The following is a 20,490-nucleotide window of genomic DNA, read 5'->3' on the forward strand; positions in this document are numbered from 1 at the left end:
ATAGCTATGATTAATAGCTCACTAGTCTCTACAAAACACTAGCAGCTTAACCAATATGCCACCAGTGGCATCATGTGACAATTTGCCGTATTTTTTCAATATGGCTGCATAGTTGCCTTTTCGGTAAGAGTGCTGATAAATCTATCTAAAACACTTTGGGGCAGAAATCATTCAGAGCAGAAGTCTGGATTGTGTTTTTCCCAAAACCCCCCATTGTCCCCAGAATCTAAATCAACCTAAACCGTTCACTTCCCACTCTAGCGCTGCCGAAGACGTTTGTACTTCCAAGATGAATTTGACACGACCATTGTCCAGTAAACAACTAGCCAAACAAGTAGTGTATTTTTTTATCGATACATCTACCCTTTCTATGTATTAAGATGTAGATACAAAAACTTTTATAGCGTATGCAAAATTAGATACAACAACATTTACAGCGTATACTAAAGTAGATACAACAACCTTTATAATGTATGTAAAATCAGATACCATTAGCGTTGTAGCGTATTTAATTAGAGATACAGAGTTATGAAAAAATCCGGTGTCTATGCCGTTGCACTCAAGCAAGTCAAAGCAAAAATCAGCGCTTTACTCGATTTATCTGTGCCTAAACCGCCGAAAAATGGTTGGGTGCGCAGTATCCGTGAGACCTTGGGGATGTCGGGAGCGCAACTAGGTGAACGTCTTAATCTCTCTCGTAATCAAGTCTCCATATTGGAGCGTAAAGAAGCCGATGAAACCATCACACTCAAACAACTTAAACAGCTGGCGAGCGGGCTCGATGCCGAACTGGTTTATGCGATTGTTCCGCGTCAGTCGATTGATGACATGATAGAAGCGCGCGCTATGGAATTGGCCAAGCAGCGTTTGGCCATGAGCCACCAATCGATGTTTTTAGAAGCGCAGCAGTTAACCTCAGAACAACAACAGCAAGCGCTGGTTCAATTAGCCAATGAGATTAAAACGGGCAACACCCGAGATTTGTGGAAAGTCAGTTTGCAGGAGAAATACCAATGAGTCTGTTTGTTGAACCAGAGGGCGCAACCGAACTAAATGCCGATGATGTTGCCGGGCTAAAATTTGATCACATCACGACTCGCGAAGAGCTTAATGAGCTTGAAAATGCCAACATACTGCAAGGGTTGAGTTGGTTAGCCACTACGCCTAAAACCAGCATGGATGACATTCTTTCTATGGCGTTTGTAGAAGAGTTGCATCAACGTTTGTTTGGTGATGTGTGGGAATGGGCCGGCAGCTACCGTCACCGAGAGTTGAATATTGGTGTCGATCCGCTGAATATCCAACCAGATTTACACAACTTACTGGAAGACATCAAATGTTGGATTGAGTTTGAACACTATGACAGCCTAGAACTCTCGGCCCGGATACAGCACAGGTTAGTTAAAATTCACCCTTTTCCTAACGGCAACGGACGTCACTCGCGCGTGATGACGGACTACATACGAATGGTACTACTCAAACAAAAGCCTTTAGTTTGGTCCAATACAGATTTGGATAAACAAAGCCAAGAGCGGGGTGAGTACATTGCGAGCTTACGCCAAGCTGATGCCGGCGATTATGCGCCTTTAATTCAATATCTTCAGGTGAAAGGGAATGTGACTTAAACTAAGCGTTAAGAGCTAAATATACAATTACAGTGTGGATAGTTAAGAGAGGCTGGAACGTCAGCCTCTTTTCTTTGTACAGAGAGCAAGCTCACCAAAACAACCCCTATTGTCCTCAGAAATGGAGTACACCACACCGACAATTCTAAGTAACTTTTGGACGAAAGAACCTTGAAAAACACCGACTATTCATCCTGTTGTGAGAACATTATTTCTCGCCAATTGATAGTCTGAGTTTCTTTGTTAAAGACCGATTCAAAGTGGCGTAGATTTTCGTGACCAGGGTGGTTTTCTACCGCCAAGGAAATTAGTTCTAGTGATACATCAATATTTCCTGCTATACGATAACGCTCCGCTAGCTCTAGTATCATTCCTGATTCATAAACCAATGGTACGCGAAAACAGTTTTTATTGTCTCTTGCCGTCAAATATTGATATAAGCAGTCATAGTGCTGTTCAACAGTCCAATCTGGTGTACTGCAGAAAAGTAGGTTGAGAATTAAAGCCTCAGGACTCGGTTTGACAAATTCCTTCTCGACACGTTGAATGAATCTATTCGAGTTTTTCATTTTCTCAACATCAGACAATACACCATTAAAAAGGATGTATAGAGCTGCGTAGGGGAGCTTGTCTTTGTTTTTAAAGTCATGATACTGACCTTCGACAGCGGTAAGCATTTCTCGTATATCAGTAAGCTTGGTGTTACCTCCAGACAATTCGTACTCGGCGAGTAGGCTCAAAAACCCCTCAAGCTTCGTGTTTCCTGAACCTTCATAAAACCTCAAGTTATTCAGCCAATATTGTGGTGCAAGAGGAGCTTGTATTGTACCTGTGCGCTCGAGGTGGTAATTGTATTCCTCACGTTCAACAATATTATGTGAATAAACGAAGTTAGTAATTATATGTCTGGTAAGTCTAGATAGACCTTGAATAGTCAGCCAAGTAGAGTTCCTGATTCGACATGTATCAGAATACGAAACAGTGTTGACTAGCAAAGTCGGCAGCTTTTGTAAATTATGCACATAGCTAGACCTTGCTTTGTATGCATTTGACAGAGCTTTGGGTAAATCAAGCTTTGATATTGGATTTATTACACCTATAGCTTCATCTCGATAAAAGGATGATTTAACGTGCTTTATTGAAAAACTATTGAACCGACGAGCTATAGAGGCATACTCACCTTTGATTAAAGCTTCTTTAACTTTATTCGAAGTGCTCTCGCTTGCTTCAGCTAGAGCTAAATCTATCATTTTTCTTTTTTTCTCATCATAGTCTTTCCAAGTTATCTCATGATTGTCGAAATCCTGGGTAATCGATTCTAGGGAGGCAACAAGTAGTGTGTACGCAAGCTCCAAATCGTCAGCAATTCTGTGCATCGCAGTGACATATGTCCTAATGGCTCGCATGACCCCCAAAAATACTTTTCTTTCTAAACCTATTAAATGGTTGGTAAAACTAATAAGGTACTCTATATCATTAGATTGGCAGATTATTTTCTTATCAAACACCCGCTTGACGACATCTTTGGGTTTTGAAAGAGTTGATAATCCTATTTGATCGCTAATGAGCCTATTGGTTAACTCATAGTTAGTTGATGCAGTACAATTTAGTGCGAACGAGAGTATTGCAGAAAAATCTGATATATACGGGTCTACGCCACTCGATACCAAAATTCCTGGCTGATCAGGATTCCCCGTTGATTCAACAAGCTCTTCCAATTCATATACAATAGCTGTCGATGCTCCCAAGCTTGATGTTGATAGCATTACCCCTGCTTGAGTTTCAATCTTTTGATCTCCAAAGAGCTTCAAGTTTGTATAAATGACCCCTCGAAGGTTGTTTCTGTATTCAATGCCGTTTTGAAACAGTTTTCCTGAGCAAATCTGAAGCATAATAGCCCCCAATAGATCATTGATTAAAATAGACACTCCCACACCATCAGACACACTACAAGCATGAAAAAAAGTATGTCAAACTGAAAATAGGAAAAATTAGAAGTTAACTAGCGCTAACAAAGAAAGGGGCATAAACGAGCCTGTGGATTTACTCATTAACTCAGGGCGTATTAGGTGACGCATGGAGTCACTCATTTTGCATGCCAAATTACGAAACCAATGACCAACACCAACTTAGTTCGCAACTCCGAACTGCTTCCGCCAAACTGCTATCCGTGCAAATTAGTTCAGAACTTACTTTCGGACAAAATGAGATAGGGTAGCTCAACATTAGTTGGTAAAATGCACACTAATTAAGCCACAATATTTTAATGAGCTTTCATCTTCACAATCGAAGCTGTGTTACTCTTACTAGATTATATCACTGATTTTGCAAGGGTTATTTCAAATGCCAGAAACACAAATCAAATACAAGAATTGGCTCGAAGAGTTCACTTTCGATAACTGTCGTTTAAACCGCAATGACTATGGTCAGTTCATTGCAGATTACATTACAGAAGAAAATGAGGGATTCGTACTAAACCTAAATGGATCTTGGGGAAGTGGTAAAACCCAGTTTCTTAAGCGCTTATACTCTCTGTTAAACAACCAAAGCCACCCCACAATCTACATTGACGCTTGGGAAAGCGACTTCACCAAAGAGCCACTGACAGTTGTAAGCAGTGAGCTACTTTCCCAACTAGAAAAGTATTCATCCGTTTCTGGTACCGACTTCGATACTGTCAAATCCTTACTAGGTAAGTTCATCAAAGGTACAGCAATAGCTGCAAGCGGTTATGTATCCAAGAAACTGTTAGATGACAGTGCAACTGGTATTGAAGCTGTTAAGTCATTGTTCGAAAAGACTGATGCTGACTACATCTCTTCCATCCAAAAGGGATACATGGAACAAATAGATGCTATAAAAGAGATAAGAACAAAGTTGTCTCTATTGGCTGAAATTCTCAAACAAAACCACGGTCAAGAACTGCCTATTGTTGTATTAGTTGATGAGCTTGATAGATGCAGACCTGATTACGCTATTGAAATGTTAGAAGTGATTAAACACTTCTTTGATACTAAACACTTTGTTTTCGTGGTGGCTACAGATACTGATCAGTTATGCTGTTCAATCAAAGCTGTTTATGGTGACGATTTCGACTCTGAAAAATACCTTAAACGCTTTTTCCACCGTAAAGCACAACTACCAACCCCTGATTTGAAACATTACTTAGCCGCTGGCGACCTGAAAGAGCATATTAGTAACCTTCAAGGAAGCTTGAATCTAATTCCTAAGCTGAATGGAATTAGAGTAGATGTTCCACTTTATGTCGAGCTTGTAGCTAACGCCTATGAACTAGACATTAGAGCGGTAGATCAGCTCAGTTCTAAATTATTAGCTTGCCTAAGAGCCGCAAATAATGCGACCCGACCTCAAATCGTAAATGTTGTTACTTTACTTATTGCCCTAGTCGAATTCGACCTAGGCTCTGAAGAGTATACGAAGAGGTCTCAATACAATAATGTTATAAACGAAGTCACCTACTCCTCGCCGAAAAACTCATTCATTCTGCACCAGAATGATGGAAAAGCCCCTATTAATGCCCTATTTGATTTGAACCTTGAATCAAGTGTACTTGTCTTAAAGACATTGGAAGATCACTGGGGATCACGTGACGTTATGAGGCCAATGCACCCAGATGACATTACTCGGCATACCCGTATCAGTGAAGAACAAAGAGCCGTGCTGGATAGAGTTGGCGGAGAAATATTAACGCTGCTTAGAAATCATCTATACGATCCTAGTAGCAACACTGACAGCTCACCTAAATTCTGGCTATGGGATGACTACAAGCGTGTGGTTGAGCTTGCTGGTAACATTGAGTAGTAAGGGGGCTATAGCCCCTTTTAACTTGCTTTGGGATATAAATAATTCACTAAACAAGTTGCTTCTCAGTTGGGCAACAGCTTGTTGCTCAAATAAATCTCATGATGGTTTCATGTGTTCTAAACACGGAATGGGGCATAAAAGAGTTAGAGCAATCTGTCAGATCTAACGAGACCTTGAATCGAACAGTGACAGATTGCATTCAGATTAAACCAAACCACTATTTCATGCGACTACGTTGTTGTTGGTCGCTAGCTCTATCAATAACGTTAGCTTGAGTATCATACGTCTTAGGCACAGGTTGAACGCCCTCCGCTTTCTTTTGGTCTATCAAGCCAAACTGCACCTCTTTAACCGTGTAGTGTTTCAAGAAAGTATCTTTCTTCACAATTTGCTCAACCGTAGATTGTTCAAAACGGTTTGGCGATTTCCCGTTTATTGTCACTTGCAGCTTACTGCTGAGCTTATCCCACTGATATTCGACTTCAAACTTGGCAGGTTTAAGCACCTCTTCTTTAAGCTGCGTATTCGCTGCTTCATGAGGCACGTGCTCTTTCGGCTCTGTTGCCGCTTCATTTTTCGAGCAAGCGTTATCCATCGTTTCAACAATGACGTCACGTTTCAGCTCTTCCTTACGACGAACAAAATCCGCTTCTATCTTCTTATCAGCAAACACAATGTTTAAGTCCTTACTCACAGCCACGTCGATAACTTGCTCTTTAAACTCCTTCGTACCATTGATTTTCACCACCCCAAACTTTTCTGCGGCCAGCGTGAGTGCGGCTGCGGTATGGTTAATGTCAGCTTGTTTGCTGTGCATGACGATCTTTTCACCGTCATCACGAAACACCTTATCGCCCGTGCTCTTGTCAGAGAAATCCACATAACGCTTTTTGTCATTCTTACTAGCGACTAGGTCGCTCATGGTCAAGGTGATCTGCGCTGCAGTCTCTCTCGCCTTCATGATGCGCTTAGCGCTCTCGACGGCGCTAAAGTTCTCGTTAGCTGAAACGATAGCATTATCTTTTGTTTCTGGTGCGCGGTGGCGCTCTAGTTCATGTAGTGCCATAGGTAACTCTCCAATGTGCTCTTTGCGTTGCAAGTGTTTGAGCAATCGGATGGACTCATCGAGCGGGTTCTTTTTACCCCAACCTTGAGTAACTCTATTGCTGACAAACACGATGGAATTGACGGCTTGCTGCTCTTGGAGAACTCGTTGTTGTTGCGCGAGTTGCTGCCTCTGTTTGCCGTAAGCCGTCTTTAGGATTTCTTTGGTTTCATCCCAACTCAGCCCCATGTATTTAGTGCAGAAGTCGCTGACGTTATAAGCTCGCGTTTCAGCTTTTATCCGCACAGAGCCATCTTTGGTCTTAAAGTGGCTGTACTGGTCTTTGACTAAACCATGAGAGTCGGAAAGGTGAGAAAGCAAGCTCTCGGCCTTTAGGTTTTGCCTGATAGTGCGAAAGCGACCGAGTTCGCTTTGCTCTTGCTTAGTTTCTTGGAAGGTGTCGAACAATTGCGTCACGTAGCTCTCGCTATGTTGCGCCTTTGCTTTGATGCGCTTGATAGTTGCCAGTGTCGCGTTCGGTGAAGGCTTTCGGTAAACCGAAAGTCGAACTACTCGTCGTCGAGGTTCATAACCAGCCCGTCGCAATTGAGGACTTCGACTGGTTTGTTTGACTGCCAAATGATCCGATGCATTATCATGCAATAGTTCTGTAGGACAACTTCTCCGTTTTCGTCCTGCTGTAGCCACATTGAGTTCGGACATACTTGGCAAACCGTTGGGGATGTCGGTAAATCCTCTTGGGATGCCTCGTTCAACACCAAGCTTTCGATCACGCGCCCGTCTGCTCGTTGAAATATTCCGCTGGCTTGCTCCGGCGCCTCGTTCTGAAAGTCCGGTTCCGGAGCTAAGGTTGTATTGTCGGTAATATCGTTCTCGTTGCTCATTTAAAAACTCCCCTTTTAGTTGGGTTGGTAGCGCCTTGTATTGCTCGCGTAATTTAGGGGCTGCTTGGTGAATGTACTTGACCTCATGTGACTTGCTGTTGACCCACTCATTAACCAAGCGGTTCACTTGCTTTTCGCTCGGCTTTTCTCTTTTAAGTGTTCGATGCTCGATAAAGTCAGGGCGAAAACAGCTGTCCGTTAAACGAACATTTCGCGTTGAACCGTGAGGTTTGATTTTGAGGTATTCGTCCGGCTTTCCGACCTTACCTATCGAGACTTCACCATGCTTCGCGAGCTCTTCTTTGAAAGCGAGCATAGTGGTGATGTTTTTGTCTTGGATAACGTCAAACAGCTCAGACTTGAGTTTGGCGTTTGCACTTTTGAAGTTGTCGCCTTTGTAGCGAGACAATAGCTTTCCATTGTCGATGTTAAATAATCTTTGATTATCTCTAGGTGATACCAAGTTATGCTTATAATTGATTTTTTCTTGGATTGCTTGAATATAACTCTCATGCGACTTGTAGAAGCCAAATGGGTTTAAATTCTTATCATCGAGCAAGTTTTTCTTAGGTAAGACAACGTGAACATGAGGAAAACGCTCTACTACTTCCCCTGTGCTTTTATCTTCATAGGACTTAATTTTTGGAACATGAACTTCAGCATAAATATTAAATTCTTCGCTGACATACGCCGCCATTAACTCTGTTTTAAACTGCTCGTAAACATTTCTTATCACTTGCTCGCCAATATCTTTTTCAGCAAAACTCAAAGTGACGTGAAAATAATTTTCAAGTTTATCTGTTTTCGCCATTGTTTTAATAATGGTATCGGTAATAGATAAATCCCCATCAATACAAATACGCTTATCTAATTGGTCGCGGTGCATTTCGCGATCGGACTTCATTCCATCGCGCAAATACTCTGCAATGCCATCCTTACCACTACGAACTCGAACTAACATTTATCCATGCCTTTTTCAAAAGCCGAGCGAACACCAATCAGCTCATTCATGATCTTCTGGTAGTTTCGCTCACTAACCACTTCGCCACGGTAAGCTAGGTTTAGCTTCTTGGCGATCTGGTTAATGTTATTCGAGGTTTTATTGGCTAGAAAAACCATGCGTTTCTGAGCATCAGTTTCCTTAACTGAACCACTCACTTCCACCATGTTTTTCTCGTTTGATAAAATAACTTTGCGAAAAAGCTCAGCCTTTTTCATGTCAAAATTTTCTATCACGGCTTTAAACGGTTTATATTCAGAAGGTGTTAGCCTTGTTTGAATATGAATAGTGGCACTTTCTTTTTCCATAATTAAACTCGTAGAGTATTAGGGGTTCTAGGGGATATTATCCCCTTGGCACGCGAATGTATACATTCGGCAACGTGCCTATGGAAATAAAAAAGACTCGAAACGGGTCTTTTATTTTCACACATTCACTAGTCTTTTTTCACATATTAAGTTAGAACTATCACAAGACGAGCATTTAACTATCATAGTCTAATCATACTTATATCACTGTTTTATCACAGAGAGGACTTATGTACTCAGAAGAAACGCTTAATAAGCTTATACAGGATATTAAAAATGACTTGGATAGCAAACTTATGACTACGCAAGGCGTATTCCACAAATACATTTCCAAATTAATCGCGTTTAAACGAAACGGGTTTAGTTATTCAAAAATATATGAGCACGGTCAGTTCAGAATTGGCAAGTCACATTTCTACAACCTACTTCATAAAGCCACGACGCAGACAATCGAAAGCAATGAAGGTCAACAACAAACAGACACAGCGAGTGAAGACATTAAGCGAAGCACGCTGAAGTCAAAACCACGAACTAACTTCTCTGATTCGGACTGGAAAGCAATTGGCATTCACAATGAATATTTAATCAGCGTCTTGCAAGAAACCGACCTCACTCCAGAAGAAGTAAAAAGCTGGAACTGCCCTAACCAAATTCAACTGAGTACGCGAATCAATGAATATCGTATGCGTAAAATGAAGAGGAAATAAACATGTACTTAAATATTGCTGTCGTAAACAACTCTGGCAACGTAGGCAAATCTACCATCTGTGACATCCTATTAAAACCAAGACTAGAAGGGGCACAGGTTGTCAAAGTAGAAACTATTAATTCAGATGGCACGAACGACGAAAAAATTTCGGCAGAACAGTTCGAAGACATACTAAATAAAATGGATGAACATGATTGCTCAATCATTGACGTTGGCTCTTCCAACATAGAAAACTTTTTATTGAAAATGCAGGAATTCAAAAGTAGTCATGAAGATATTGATTACTTTTTAGTACCTGTTACCCCATCCAATAAACAACAAGTGGACTCTGCTACTACGATTCAAAATCTAATGACTCTTGGTATTGAGCCTGAACGCGTTAAAGTTGTCTTCAATATGGCAAATAAAAAACTGGCCGTCACCAAAGAGTATGCAGAATTTTTAAGTGGTATACCTTCTGGCATTTCATTATCAGAATATCCTGTCGTCTTCGAATCCACCGTATTTGATTTGCTCGCTAAAATTGATCGCCCATTTTTGGACGTATTAAATGACAAAAGAGATTATCGTTCGTTGATTCGCCAAAGTGAATCAAAAGAAGAACGCAGCATTCTCTCGTTTGAGCGTTCTGCGCATCGCCTCGTCAACGGGTTTAACGATGAATTAGACCAAGCATTTTATGCGTTAAAGCTAATCTAAGGGAGGCTACATGAACAACCTTGCCCAAATAACTAAAGAGCTCACCCTTGATGAACTCCACGAACTGCGAGAAACGGTTCTTGCGTTAAGTGAGGCCATCAAGCTCGTCCCGAGCGAATTTGATGCCTCGTTTCAGCAAAAAATAAATCGTGTCCTCGATATCACCTGCGAGATGGAACAGCACAGCAGGAAACTAAGATCTGCTATCGAGCAGTCACAAATCATGTTTAGTGACTCACTTGTTCAACAGTTGCAAACTCAACATGAGCAACAATTAAAAGCTATCGATAAACGAATATCAAATAAGCTAAGTGGTTACATACCAGTCAATAAAGGGTTCTTCTTCACCGCCTTGTTTGTCAACGCATTATTCGTTAGCAGTCTGTTGGGAACGGTATTCTATCTGCTCGCATTCGTCTTGTGAGATAGAGAGTTAAATTGAGAAATAGAAACCAAGCTAAAGAAAGGCGGAAATTTTGGAAGACATCGACTACAAAGCGTCGGTATCTATTGCGTACTTACCTATTACCGACCCCATACACCTTCCTTGCCCAGACATGGAAGGGGCTAGTAATTTTGATCCAATAAAAGCTCATAGATCGTGTTGTTTGATAGCAGAAATAAGAAAAAGGTACGGACTCCAGCGACAAATTAGAGCTCAACCCAAACCCTTGACTTATGTCTGTACAGAGTGTGGTTGTATCGAACCATGGGGAACCGTTAACAACGGAAAACCTTAACCTAAGCTCGCTTAAAACATCAAATTTCACTCGCGAGCAAAAAGCGCAGGAAGCTCAATTTTTCTATGCCTTTAATGACCGATCAGAATTGATACACACCCTTAGTTAAAGTCACTCGGCTACTTAGAGTCTGGTATATGTAACCGATGCCGAAGCATTCCTAATCGGTGTTTTAGGGTACAATATAGTGCTTGTTGATAGTAAACATGCTTATTTTTTTGGATATTGTTATGTCATAACAGCCTTATGAGCCAACTCCCCCTCTAAACAAAGACTATTCATGCATTCTAAGCTTTGGCGATAAAAAGGATGCTCAAGAGAGAAAAGCGGCTTCGCAGCTGGTTATCTGGGAAGATAACACTCATTGCTCAAAAATACATGAATCACCAAAAGAAATTATCTATTAATAAGAACGCAAATATTCACAAAGTGAATTTTAATTGCAAGGTTCTGTTTCTCATCTCTTATAAATCCAAGTAAATTATCCACAATTGGGTGTAGGCTTTTTCCTAAATAACATTAAACCTTCTTTTTTTTCCAGTTTTTACGACCTATGGTCTATTCATTCAGTTGATTATAATTCACCCTATAATAAGCAAGGGTTTATTTTGCCATCTTGAGTTTAGAAATAGAGAAAGCTAACTCACTTTCACTCAGTCAATAATAGACTTTTCGATAAGCAGTCGCAGTTAATATAAATGAGATGAATATGAATATAATTTTTCGCAGCTTAGTGGTCGCTACGGGGGTAATTTACATACCAACGCTTCACGCTGAGCCATCAACCCCTTCCCCCAGTTCTTCTGTACAAGATCCTACCGATACAACACTCTTGGCAACTTCGAACCAAAACTTAACTCAGTTGCCACCTTTTCAAAACGGCCACTTTTATTTAGGTGGACGTCTTGGTTGGGCAGCTTATGATGGCGCATGTGGCACTTCTGCTTTGGATTGCACCGATGATACTTTTGGTTATGGCTTATACGGGGGCTATCAATTCAATTCTTGGTTTGCTCTTGAAGGTGGAGCAACATCTTATGGTTCACCAGATGCTCGTTATTCCACAGGCAATGCCTCTGCAGAAGTTTATGGCGGAGAAGTTGTAGTCAAGTTAGATTACCCTCTAACCGAACGTATAAATATGTTTACCCGATTAGGGGGCGCCTACCAATATATCGAGAAAGAAATCTCCACAATTCAGGGGGATTCAAGTAGCCATGAATGGAACCTCCTCTCTTCATTAGGGGTTAGCTATCGACTTTCCCAAAACTGGTCGGTACGAGGCGAATATCAATTCATAGATGGAATTGGAGATAGCAGCATAGGGCAATCAGACTCCCACTTCACTTCTATTGGATTAACGTATCACTTCAATCAACAGGCTCCCATCATTGAGCCAACACCAACTGAACCAGCAACTCGTTATGTAACTATTGAAAAACCACTTTCTCTCAGTGCACAAACGTTATTTGCGTTTGACTCTACTACTGTAGTCACGAATCAGTCACTAGATTTACTCGTAGAACAACTCACGTCCTATCCTGAAGATAAAGTCCAGATCCTAGGTTATACCGATAATTCTGGTTCTGAAGCTTACAACCAACGTTTATCAGAGCAACGTGCTAAAGCAGTTGCTGCCTACCTGACAGAAAAAGGCATTGACACATCTCGCTTAACCGTAGTCGGTAAAGGTGAAACAAATCCCGTTGCTTCAAATGATACTCAACAAGGACGAGTTCAAAACCGCCGTGTTGAAGTACGATTCGACACAACAATTAATCAAACTCTTGAAGCGACTGATGCGCCAAATGAGACGAACTAAGAGGTAACAAAATGAAGAAGTTATGGCTATTTGGCCTTTCATTGTGCAGCATCCTTTTAGCAGGATGTAACAACGGAGATGAAGGGCTGGTCGATGTACCAGACGCAGGGATTCATCAAGCAGTTTCCATCGTTGTCACTCCTAAAAATGCTCAGATTCCTGTTGGACTACCACTTCAATTCGAGGCAATTGCTACGTTAGATGATGGTACAACTGTCGATGTAACGTCCAACCCTTCGTTGAGTTGGTCCTCCTCCAATAACGACATTGCAACTATCGACAATCAAGGTTTATTAACCAGTGTTTCAACAGGACAAGTAACTATTACTGCAAAAGGCATCAACAAAGATGGCTCTATCGTTGAAGATACCTCTGATGTAACGGTCACAAACGCTACGGTCACGGAGCTTCTCGTGACACCAAAAGCCACTTCTGTCTCGAAGGGGTTAAGTCAAGCATTTAAAGCTGAAGCCATCATGTCTGACGGTCAAGTAATTGATGTTACAAAAAACGCGGAATTAACTTGGAGTAGTAGCGATACAGAAGTTGCTTCGATTAGTAGTGATGGTCCCAATAAAGGACACGCTATAGGTTTAGCTACGGGTACGTCTGAAATTAAAGCACAAGGTATAGTAGGTGATACAGAGTTTTCCAACACAGCTGTATTAACTGTAAATGAAGCGGTAATTCAAAGTTTCAATGTTACCCCTGACACTACTTCTATACCTGTAGGTTTAGACACAGTATTGAAAGCAGAAATAACTCTGACAGATGGCTCAGTTAAGGACGTGACCCAAGATGCAGATTGGACAACAACAGATCCTACAGTGCTCGACGTTAACAATACTGTAGGCAACAAGGGCTCTGTCCATGCTAAAAAGACGAGTACATCGCCAGTAGATGTCACAGCCTCGGTCATTGTTTCTGGTACAGAGTATACCGACAGTACTGCTATCACAGTTACTACTGCCGCAGTCACTTCGCTTTCAGTAACGCCAGAAACAGTCGACCTACCGGTAGGCTTAACACAGGAGTTCATTGCCCAAGCCGAGTTATCTGATGGAACATCTCTTGATGTAACAAAGAACACAGCTGTTAGTTGGACAACCAGTGATAGTTCTATTGCGACGGTTGATAAAGGGATAGTGACTTCGGTAGCAGAAGGTAATGTAACAGTAACAGCCGTTGGTGTGGTTGGAGAACAGAGGTTCTCAGACAGTGCAACATTGACTGTCACACCGACGGTCGTAACGAACATTATTATTTCACCGCAATCAGCAAACACACCCGTAGGATTAAAAAAGCAATTTACCGCAACTGCAGTCTTCTCTGACGACAGTGAATTGGATGTTACAAACAATGCCGCAATTAGCTGGACTACAGGTGAAGCGACTATCGCAACAGTAAGCAATGATGCGGATAGCAAAGGAATAGTAAAAGGTGAATCCGTAGGCAAAACTACGGTAACTGCCACCGGAGTATTAGGTAGTCAATCCCTACAAGCGACGGCGGATTTAGAAGTTACTAAGGCTGTCATTACTGATTTCCAAGTGACACCGGCAATTAGCGCTTCGGCACTTGGACTACCTACCTCTTTTATCGCAACAGCAACACTTTCTGATTCGACATCACTCGACGTAACGAATAACCCAGAAGTAAGTTGGAGCGCTAGCAACACTGGGGTAGCAACAGTAACAAACGGGGAAGTTGACGGAAATGGCGTTGCTACCGGCATTGCGGTCGGTGTAACCAACATCACTGCATCAGCAAGCGTTAACGGAGAGAACTGGCAATCATCAGGAGAACTAACCGTTAACAATGCGGCTATTGTAGGTATTTCTATAGACACGACAGATAACGAAGTCGCTGTTGGAAAAACATTAGCAATGAAGGCTATTGGCGAACTATCTGATGGCAACACTACTGATTTAACGACAGATGACCGTTCAACGTGGGTGATAGAAGATACCTCAATGGCTTCGGTCTCTAACGCTGCTGAGGATAAAGGCACGGTTACTGGAGTTAAGCTAGGCAGCACCAATATTACCGTATCTGGAGAATTTGATGGTTTAACTCTGGATGCAACAACTGCATTGGATGTTGTTGGTCCATATCGTCGTCCATTATTAGCAGATGAAACCGCATACGAGGAAGATACAAAAGAAGAGATCGTCTATGTCGATAGTACAGGTACAACTCAAATGCCAGGACCTGGTCCTGATATTTATGGTTATGCTGCGGTAGGAGTTGATGTAGCCATTGCTGAGTGCCAATTAAGAGGTGAAGAATTGGTATCAAATCCAACATCACTAGCGATCTACTTGAATGAAGGCAATGATGATACATCAACTTGGCCACTCAACTTCCGTTACTTCTGGACGACGAAAATGAGTACTGGCGAGCCCGAAACTTGGTTTAAATACCGCGATTCTGTGTTCTTTAACGATGATACAGCGAAATTCGAAATTTCAGGACAAGACCCTGACTCGCATGCATTCGTTATCTGTGAACATAAATAGTGCTTAAAGCTTGAGCTAAAAAAAAGATGGTTGCTAGTAACCATCAATCTGAGGCGGCGAATGCCGCCTTTTTTATTAGATCCAACCTCGCTCAGCAAACGAGACCGTATCCTCAAAAGACACAACAAAGTGATCGAGAACTCGCACATCAATCAATACTAGAGCATCAATTAAGCGACGCGTAATGCGTCGATCTGCTTGGCTAGGCTCAGCAACACCTGATGGGTGATTGTGATAAAAAATGACTGCGCTTGCGTTCTCGGCTAGAGCTTTTTTGACAACTTCGCGAGGGTACACTGAAGCAGCATTAACGGTGCCAGTAAAAAGCTCCTCAGAAGAACGTACGCGATGCTGGTTATCTAAAAAAATAACCCCAAACACTTCATTCTCACGCGCAGCTAATGAGTAGCGACAGAAACTCTTCACCATATCAGGTGAACTAAGAGCTGGCTGCTCACTAATACATAACTTTGACTTAAGGATTGCTGCAGCTTCATCTAAAACCGCTTGTTCATGTGCTGTGAACAAACCAGAATCCGAATAAGCGACATTGGCATTCTTACGCAGCTTATGACCAGTAAATGATTTTAAAAACTCATCTTTAGAGGCAGCCTTCGACTCCAAGTTCGAGAACTTGGTCGGTTCTGGTTGTTTAGTGATGGTTGAGCGGATTACGTTTGAGTCAGTCATGGCTAGGTTTCCTTATGGAGTGAATTTCATCTTCGTCGTTGCCTGACTGTCCAACCCTCAAACATGGTTCTTTTCTGCAGGGGCGCGCAGCGTTTATATACCCTTGCAGATAAGTTCTGGTTGAGGCTGGTTACAGGAAGTTGCAAGGCGATTGGGAAAAACACTAGGAAACCAATGACTGGTGAGAAGGGAGGACGCGATTTACCAGCCACTTAGCAAACATAATCGAAATGGCTTTGTGACTATAGCACTGCATAGGAATGCTTTTGCGTCGGGTGATTGTTCACAGGAACTAAGCCTAAGAGATTACAACACTCAGGTTGGTGAGACTTACGCTATGATCAAAGCGTTGAGCAGCTTACAGAGCTTGGTATACATGAAACTCAATGTATTGCTTAAGTATCAATCAATATGGGGCAGCCATGCTTCTCAGTTAATAGAGAAACAAAGCCACACCCGAGCCAAAAATTAACCATATGCCGCATAAAAGAGAAAAGAGAAAAGCTAACACAACAAAATAACGATAAGAAGATCACTTTTGAGCAAAAAACAACCATTAAAATACAACTATTAATGGATTAATTCCCAACCACATACGAACCTATTTGCATACTCGAATTGTTGAAGTGCTGCTTGAAGTATTAGTTCTCCAACTAGCGGGTAGTCTTGATATTCACCTAACAATAGGAAATATGGAAATGTCTAATCTATTAGAAAAAACTAATGCTTGGCTAGAGCACATCAATAGTGCGGAGAAGATTTTGTTGCCGCAAACTATCTTTATGAGGTCTGCATCTCTGGCTATGCTAGAAAGCGATAACCTGATAGAAAGCCCTGCTAATTCAGAGCCAGTTGGTGACTACAAAGCCCAAGCGGAAAAAGCATCAACACCAGGTACTGCTCCACAGAGCGTGTTTGACGGTATGCAGACAGCCGTTAACATGTGCCGAACGAAGGCTCAATATAATCCTCTAGATCCTGAAGGCAAAGGTAACAAAGCACACTTCATAGAGTTTACTCAAAACATAAGTTCAATGCCTTTTGTGACTTTAGAATGGGCCAAGACAACGGAGATCGAACAAAAAAGTCACAATGCAGATGACTTAATAAACTCCTTTGTTGATGGTTTTCAGGGGATCGAAGAAAGAGATAAAGAGCAGATAACCAACTCTGTGCGAAATTTAGTTCGTGCAGCATTATCTTATGCTAGCAAGACACAGAAGCTATCTAATTTTGCTCAAAATCTTTTACAAGTTGACTCTTCGGGCAATGTAGAGTTCAGTCTATATTGCAGTACTTTCCAAATTTCAGTTGAAGAAAGTAAAGGCACAATTACTTTCCATTCTAAATACGAACTGTCGCAAGCGATGTATTCTTTGTCACCATCCACCTGGGACTCGGTTAAAGAACTTTTTGCCAATGAGTATAAAGTCACCGTTGAGGACTGGATTAAAAATATGACAACCCCTGTGAAAGAAGGCAGCACTATAAGAGCACTCTGTCTAGAAGATAGATAATCCTAGTCTTGTTATGTATTGCTGGTAAGAAGCCCACATCACGTGGGCTTCTTAAAACTAAAGCTCTAACCACTTTTATAAGGGAGTTTGTGTAAATGAAAGCTTTATTAACTGTATTAATAAGTGTACTAACTGTGGTTGGCTGCAGTTCGCCAGAAACCATAACGCAGCAACCTAGTGATATCGTCATTAAGTCAACTTTTAACAGTACAACTACTTGGAACAAAGGGCAGAAGTTTTTAAACGTAATTGGATCAACTAAGGACCCCAAAGTGGATAATAAGTCTTGGATAGCCCTATACCGGGACAAGTGTGGTATAGACCCGGGACATAAAAGTGCTACGGGTGCAATGTGCCCTCAAAATGCTCTTGGAGGGCACATCGTCAAGTTTGGGCAATCACAACACCCAACAAAAAACTCTTTGGTTTATATAATTCCGATCTGCACAAGCGAAAACAACAAACCAAATGATGAAATGACGGTTGCTACTGATAATACATGCGTAGTTGTACTAAATTATTGGATGCAGTAGAGACTAAAGCTGTGTGATTCATAGACATCCTTTCAACCATACTAGATGTCTATGGACAGGGAAATTCAGCAAAGACTACAGTGGGTAAAGATGTATGAGAAATGTGGTGATGCAGACCTCGTATGTCGAAGGTGTAGTATCTCCAGATCAACATTACGTAAGTGGGCGAAGCGATATTGGCATAAAAGAGGTTTACGAACTAAACATTACTAATATAAGTTCCGTTCATTAAGCCTTTTTGAGCTTTCAAGTCTTTGAGAAAGTTATTCGTAGATAAAGATTTGCAATTGTTTGGGCTTGGTTGAGAACATGCGAATTTAGGAAAATGCCGAATCATTTATAGAAACTAAGGGTGAAGACACCCTTATTCTTATAGCCTTTAAGGAGGTATGACCTAATGTTCAGCCATTTCAATGATGCTTAGAACTGCCTTGCGTGTATCTTGCTCAAGCAGACCTTTTGTATCAGCGATAATTAAGCCCGCTATATATACACCCGCAGTTCGTATTTCTTCATTAGCCTCGCTGCTCGACACACCATCGATAACGATATCTAGAGCAGATAAAACGATGTCTTTTTCTTTATGGTTTAACATATCAACACCCTCGTGAGTCAACTGATTATGAATCACACCTTCTCGACTACCGCTTTATCAGGCAGTAATGATTCAAAGGTGTTGAATGCGCTAATGGTTAAATCCCCCTTTACCTGGATGAGAAGCAAAATTAACAATATAACTTGGCACTGCAATAGCATCTCACAATTAAATCAGGCACAAATGCTCCGTTCTTGCTTGTACTTTCCTGTTGTTAAAGTGACCCAGCAAGCTCATCAGTGAAAGTGATGCCTCTCAAATCATGTTCTTGAAAAACCTCTACGAACTTCTGATTACAAAATAAGTTCGAGGCTTCATCTAACTTAGATTTAAACAACATCTTTTTGTCAACATCGCTATCAATAAAGACAAGCCGCTCTACTCCTGCCAGAAAACCGTACTCAATTTTCTCAATACATTGGTCTCTATCTTCCTGGCCGAACTGAAAGGAAGAGTAAAGATACCAAGAGTCACCATCAAACCTTAATGGCAAGAACTCCCCCACCGCTCCAAGATGCTCTTTTAACGCGTTGTGCGCTTTAGGCGATAGGACTAAGAAGGTTCGTAGCCAAAGACTAACATCCGGTATTTGCGAGTTATTGGCGAGAACATCTTCAAAGCAGACATCAACTTGCTTCCAGATATCTTGCAGAGAATCGTTTTCAGTCGGTTGACTCAAGATACGTTCAAAAAGATTGAAGTCTCCCAATTGTGTTGCAATCTCATCTGGTGTTGAACACATTGTTTTAAAGTGTTCGTGATCATCGCATATCCTAAAAACATTCATCGACCTGTCCAATTTTTGTCTTTCTTGCCCATCACTTTCTCCGGATAAGTGCCTTTTTTCAAGTTCATCTTGACTTGAAAAAGCCTTGCTTCGAAGTGTTTTTTCTCAACCTTTTTTCGCGCAAAATTCGTACTGATCCAAGTCTCGTAATTATATCTATGCAACGAACGATGCGCAGGTGATTGCGGGTCCGCCCAATTATACTTGGCATTGGATAAAAAGTTCATGAGCCATACGCCATTACGAGGGTCGTTAATACCGACTCGATGTAGGTGCATGTTTAATCGAGCAGCCCTCATATCTGCTTTGCGAAATTGACCTGCGCCGGGAATAATATGATGAGGCTCGTGGTTTTGTGTTGGCTGAGGCTCTCCTGCTGCCGTTAAATTACCAGCAAGCCTCTTTGTTGGATGATGCTTTTCACGTAAAAGATCATCAGAATTTTTTTGTAAGTTTTCACTGGTATAGCTTTCGAGCTTATCTTCAAGCTCTTCAACCCTTGCATGGGCAATAAGCTCGATCCGTTTCAAATTCAGAAACTTTAAATCTCGAGCTTCAGCAGCAAGTCGTTTGTCTCGTTGTGCTTTCGTTTCATTCTTAAGTGGAGCCGTACGGTACTTGTCATAAAAATCAGCAACGAGTAAATCGTACCTATCTAAAGCTAACTCCGCAGCTGAAGCCTCTCTTGGACGCCTTGAGGCTTTACCAACAATACTCAAACTTGTCTGCATACCAATCCCCTATGTGTAAAGCTAATTGAATAACACTAGGAATTTTGGTGAGCAAATACTCAACCTTTGGCTTTCGACTCAAAAATCATTCGTCGTGCAATTTTTGATGGCATGCATCAATATCGAGAAAAAATGGACATTTACACTGATATAAAAGGTCGAGTTTATTGATAAAACTGGTAGTTAAACTTCTAAATTGCCGCAAAGAGCGCCAAACCCTCCTGACTACCTAACTAACTAACTAACTGATATTATTAATTTTTACAGAAAAATACGTAACTTACCTCATAGCAATCCTAGAAAAAAGGTCCGCACAATATGTGATAATCCGTGACTTAAAGATAACCACAAAATACCAGCTCAGCAGCATGCCCCGTAAAAGAGCAATCGTACTAATAGGAAATTAGGAATTGATAATACTATCTTGTTCTTTGATGGTT

General features: G+C 41.4%; 17 protein-coding genes and 2 pseudogenes. 12 read left to right on the forward strand and 7 right to left on the reverse strand.

From position 1 onward, the window contains the following. Nucleotides 1–528: 528 nt before the first annotated feature. Nucleotides 529–1,017, forward strand: a complete 489-nt coding sequence (locus OH463_RS20190) for a mobile mystery protein A (protein WP_269992381.1) — start codon at nucleotides 529–531, stop codon at nucleotides 1,015–1,017. Beyond that, a complete protein-coding gene (locus tag OH463_RS20195; RefSeq protein WP_269992382.1) occupies nucleotides 1,014–1,625 on the forward strand; it encodes a mobile mystery protein B in 612 nt (203 codons plus the stop codon). Before OH463_RS20190 ends, OH463_RS20195 begins: the two co-directional genes overlap by 4 nt. A gap of 185 nt (nucleotides 1,626–1,810) precedes the next feature. On the opposite strand, the gene OH463_RS20200 is transcribed toward OH463_RS20195, so the two are convergent. Continuing rightward, nucleotides 1,811–3,553, reverse strand: coding sequence for a hypothetical protein (locus OH463_RS20200; RefSeq protein ID WP_269992383.1), 1,743 nt, complete (start codon nucleotides 3,551–3,553; stop codon nucleotides 1,811–1,813). Nucleotides 3,554–3,968: 415 nt separating this feature from the next. On the opposite strand from OH463_RS20200, the gene OH463_RS20205 reads away from it, so the two are divergent. Next, nucleotides 3,969–5,447, forward strand: a complete 1,479-nt coding sequence (locus OH463_RS20205) for a KAP family P-loop NTPase fold protein (RefSeq protein ID WP_269992384.1) — start codon at nucleotides 3,969–3,971, stop codon at nucleotides 5,445–5,447. Between the two features lie 220 nt (nucleotides 5,448–5,667). Here the strand turns inward: OH463_RS20205 and OH463_RS20210 are convergent, their stop codons facing one another. Continuing rightward, nucleotides 5,668–8,361 (reverse strand): LPD7 domain-containing protein, encoded by a 2,694-nt coding sequence (locus tag OH463_RS20210; RefSeq protein WP_269992385.1) that lies wholly within the window; start codon nucleotides 8,359–8,361, stop codon nucleotides 5,668–5,670. Next, complete coding sequence (locus OH463_RS20215) at nucleotides 8,355–8,708, reverse strand: relaxosome NikA (protein ID WP_269992387.1); 354 nt, start codon at nucleotides 8,706–8,708, stop codon at nucleotides 8,355–8,357. The genes OH463_RS20210 and OH463_RS20215 overlap by 7 nt, the downstream gene beginning before the upstream one ends. A 230-nt stretch (nucleotides 8,709–8,938) precedes the next feature. On the opposite strand from OH463_RS20215, the gene OH463_RS20220 reads away from it, so the two are divergent. The 5 genes from OH463_RS20220 (at nucleotide 8,939) to OH463_RS20240 (ending at nucleotide 15,197) form a co-directional block, all read left to right on the forward strand. Then, nucleotides 8,939–9,415: a hypothetical protein gene (locus OH463_RS20220; protein WP_045418100.1), complete on the forward strand. Its 477-nt coding sequence runs from the start codon at nucleotides 8,939–8,941 to the stop codon at nucleotides 9,413–9,415. 2 nt (nucleotides 9,416–9,417) lie between these two features. Then, complete coding sequence (stbB, locus tag OH463_RS20225; RefSeq protein WP_269992392.1) at nucleotides 9,418–10,116, forward strand: StbB family protein; 699 nt, start codon at nucleotides 9,418–9,420, stop codon at nucleotides 10,114–10,116. Nucleotides 10,117–10,126: 10 nt separating this feature from the next. Further along, nucleotides 10,127–10,540, forward strand: coding sequence for a hypothetical protein (locus OH463_RS20230; RefSeq protein WP_269992395.1), 414 nt, complete (start codon nucleotides 10,127–10,129; stop codon nucleotides 10,538–10,540). A 1,025-nt stretch (nucleotides 10,541–11,565) separates the two neighbouring features. After that, complete coding sequence (locus tag OH463_RS20235; protein ID WP_269992397.1) at nucleotides 11,566–12,678, forward strand: OmpA family protein; 1,113 nt, start codon at nucleotides 11,566–11,568, stop codon at nucleotides 12,676–12,678. An 11-nt stretch (nucleotides 12,679–12,689) separates the two neighbouring features. Continuing rightward, a complete protein-coding gene (locus tag OH463_RS20240; RefSeq protein ID WP_269992399.1) occupies nucleotides 12,690–15,197 on the forward strand; it encodes an Ig-like domain-containing protein in 2,508 nt (835 codons plus the stop codon). A 75-nt stretch (nucleotides 15,198–15,272) separates the two neighbouring features. On the opposite strand, the gene radC is transcribed toward OH463_RS20240, so the two are convergent. After that, nucleotides 15,273–15,887 carry a RadC family protein gene (gene radC / locus OH463_RS20245; protein WP_269992401.1) on the reverse strand — a complete coding sequence of 205 codons (615 nt, stop codon included), beginning with the start codon at nucleotides 15,885–15,887 and terminating at the stop codon, nucleotides 15,273–15,275. 292 nt (nucleotides 15,888–16,179) lie between these two features. On the opposite strand from radC, the pseudogene OH463_RS20250 reads away from it, so the two are divergent. The 4 genes and pseudogenes from OH463_RS20250 to OH463_RS20265 form a co-directional block, all read left to right on the forward strand. Continuing rightward, nucleotides 16,180–16,286 (forward strand): annotated as a pseudogene (locus OH463_RS20250) (IS5/IS1182 family transposase); the annotation flags it as partial. Nucleotides 16,287–16,585: 299 nt separating this feature from the next. After that, complete coding sequence (locus tag OH463_RS20255) at nucleotides 16,586–17,404, forward strand: hypothetical protein (protein WP_269992403.1); 819 nt, start codon at nucleotides 16,586–16,588, stop codon at nucleotides 17,402–17,404. 95 nt (nucleotides 17,405–17,499) lie between these two features. Next, nucleotides 17,500–17,937 carry a hypothetical protein gene (locus OH463_RS20260; RefSeq protein ID WP_269992405.1) on the forward strand — a complete coding sequence of 146 codons (438 nt, stop codon included), beginning with the start codon at nucleotides 17,500–17,502 and terminating at the stop codon, nucleotides 17,935–17,937. A gap of 51 nt (nucleotides 17,938–17,988) precedes the next feature. Then, nucleotides 17,989–18,114, forward strand: a pseudogene (locus OH463_RS20265) (helix-turn-helix domain-containing protein); the annotation flags it as partial. A gap of 217 nt (nucleotides 18,115–18,331) precedes the next feature. On the opposite strand, the gene OH463_RS20270 reads toward OH463_RS20265, so the two are convergent. From OH463_RS20270 to OH463_RS20280, 3 genes are all read right to left on the reverse strand, one after another. Beyond that, nucleotides 18,332–18,532, reverse strand: coding sequence for a hypothetical protein (locus OH463_RS20270; protein ID WP_269992407.1), 201 nt, complete (start codon nucleotides 18,530–18,532; stop codon nucleotides 18,332–18,334). Between the two features lie 214 nt (nucleotides 18,533–18,746). Next, nucleotides 18,747–19,319: a hypothetical protein gene (locus OH463_RS20275; RefSeq protein WP_114321979.1), complete on the reverse strand. Its 573-nt coding sequence runs from the start codon at nucleotides 19,317–19,319 to the stop codon at nucleotides 18,747–18,749. Then, nucleotides 19,316–20,050 (reverse strand): AHH domain-containing protein, encoded by a 735-nt coding sequence (locus OH463_RS20280; protein WP_114321978.1) that lies wholly within the window; start codon nucleotides 20,048–20,050, stop codon nucleotides 19,316–19,318. Before OH463_RS20280 ends, OH463_RS20275 begins: the two co-directional genes overlap by 4 nt. Nucleotides 20,051–20,490 lie beyond the last annotated feature (440 nt).

Origin of the sequence: Vibrio sp. NFR (assembly GCF_027587095.1) — a bacterium.
GTDB classification, from domain to species: Bacteria; Pseudomonadota; Gammaproteobacteria; order Enterobacterales; family Vibrionaceae; genus Vibrio; species Vibrio harveyi.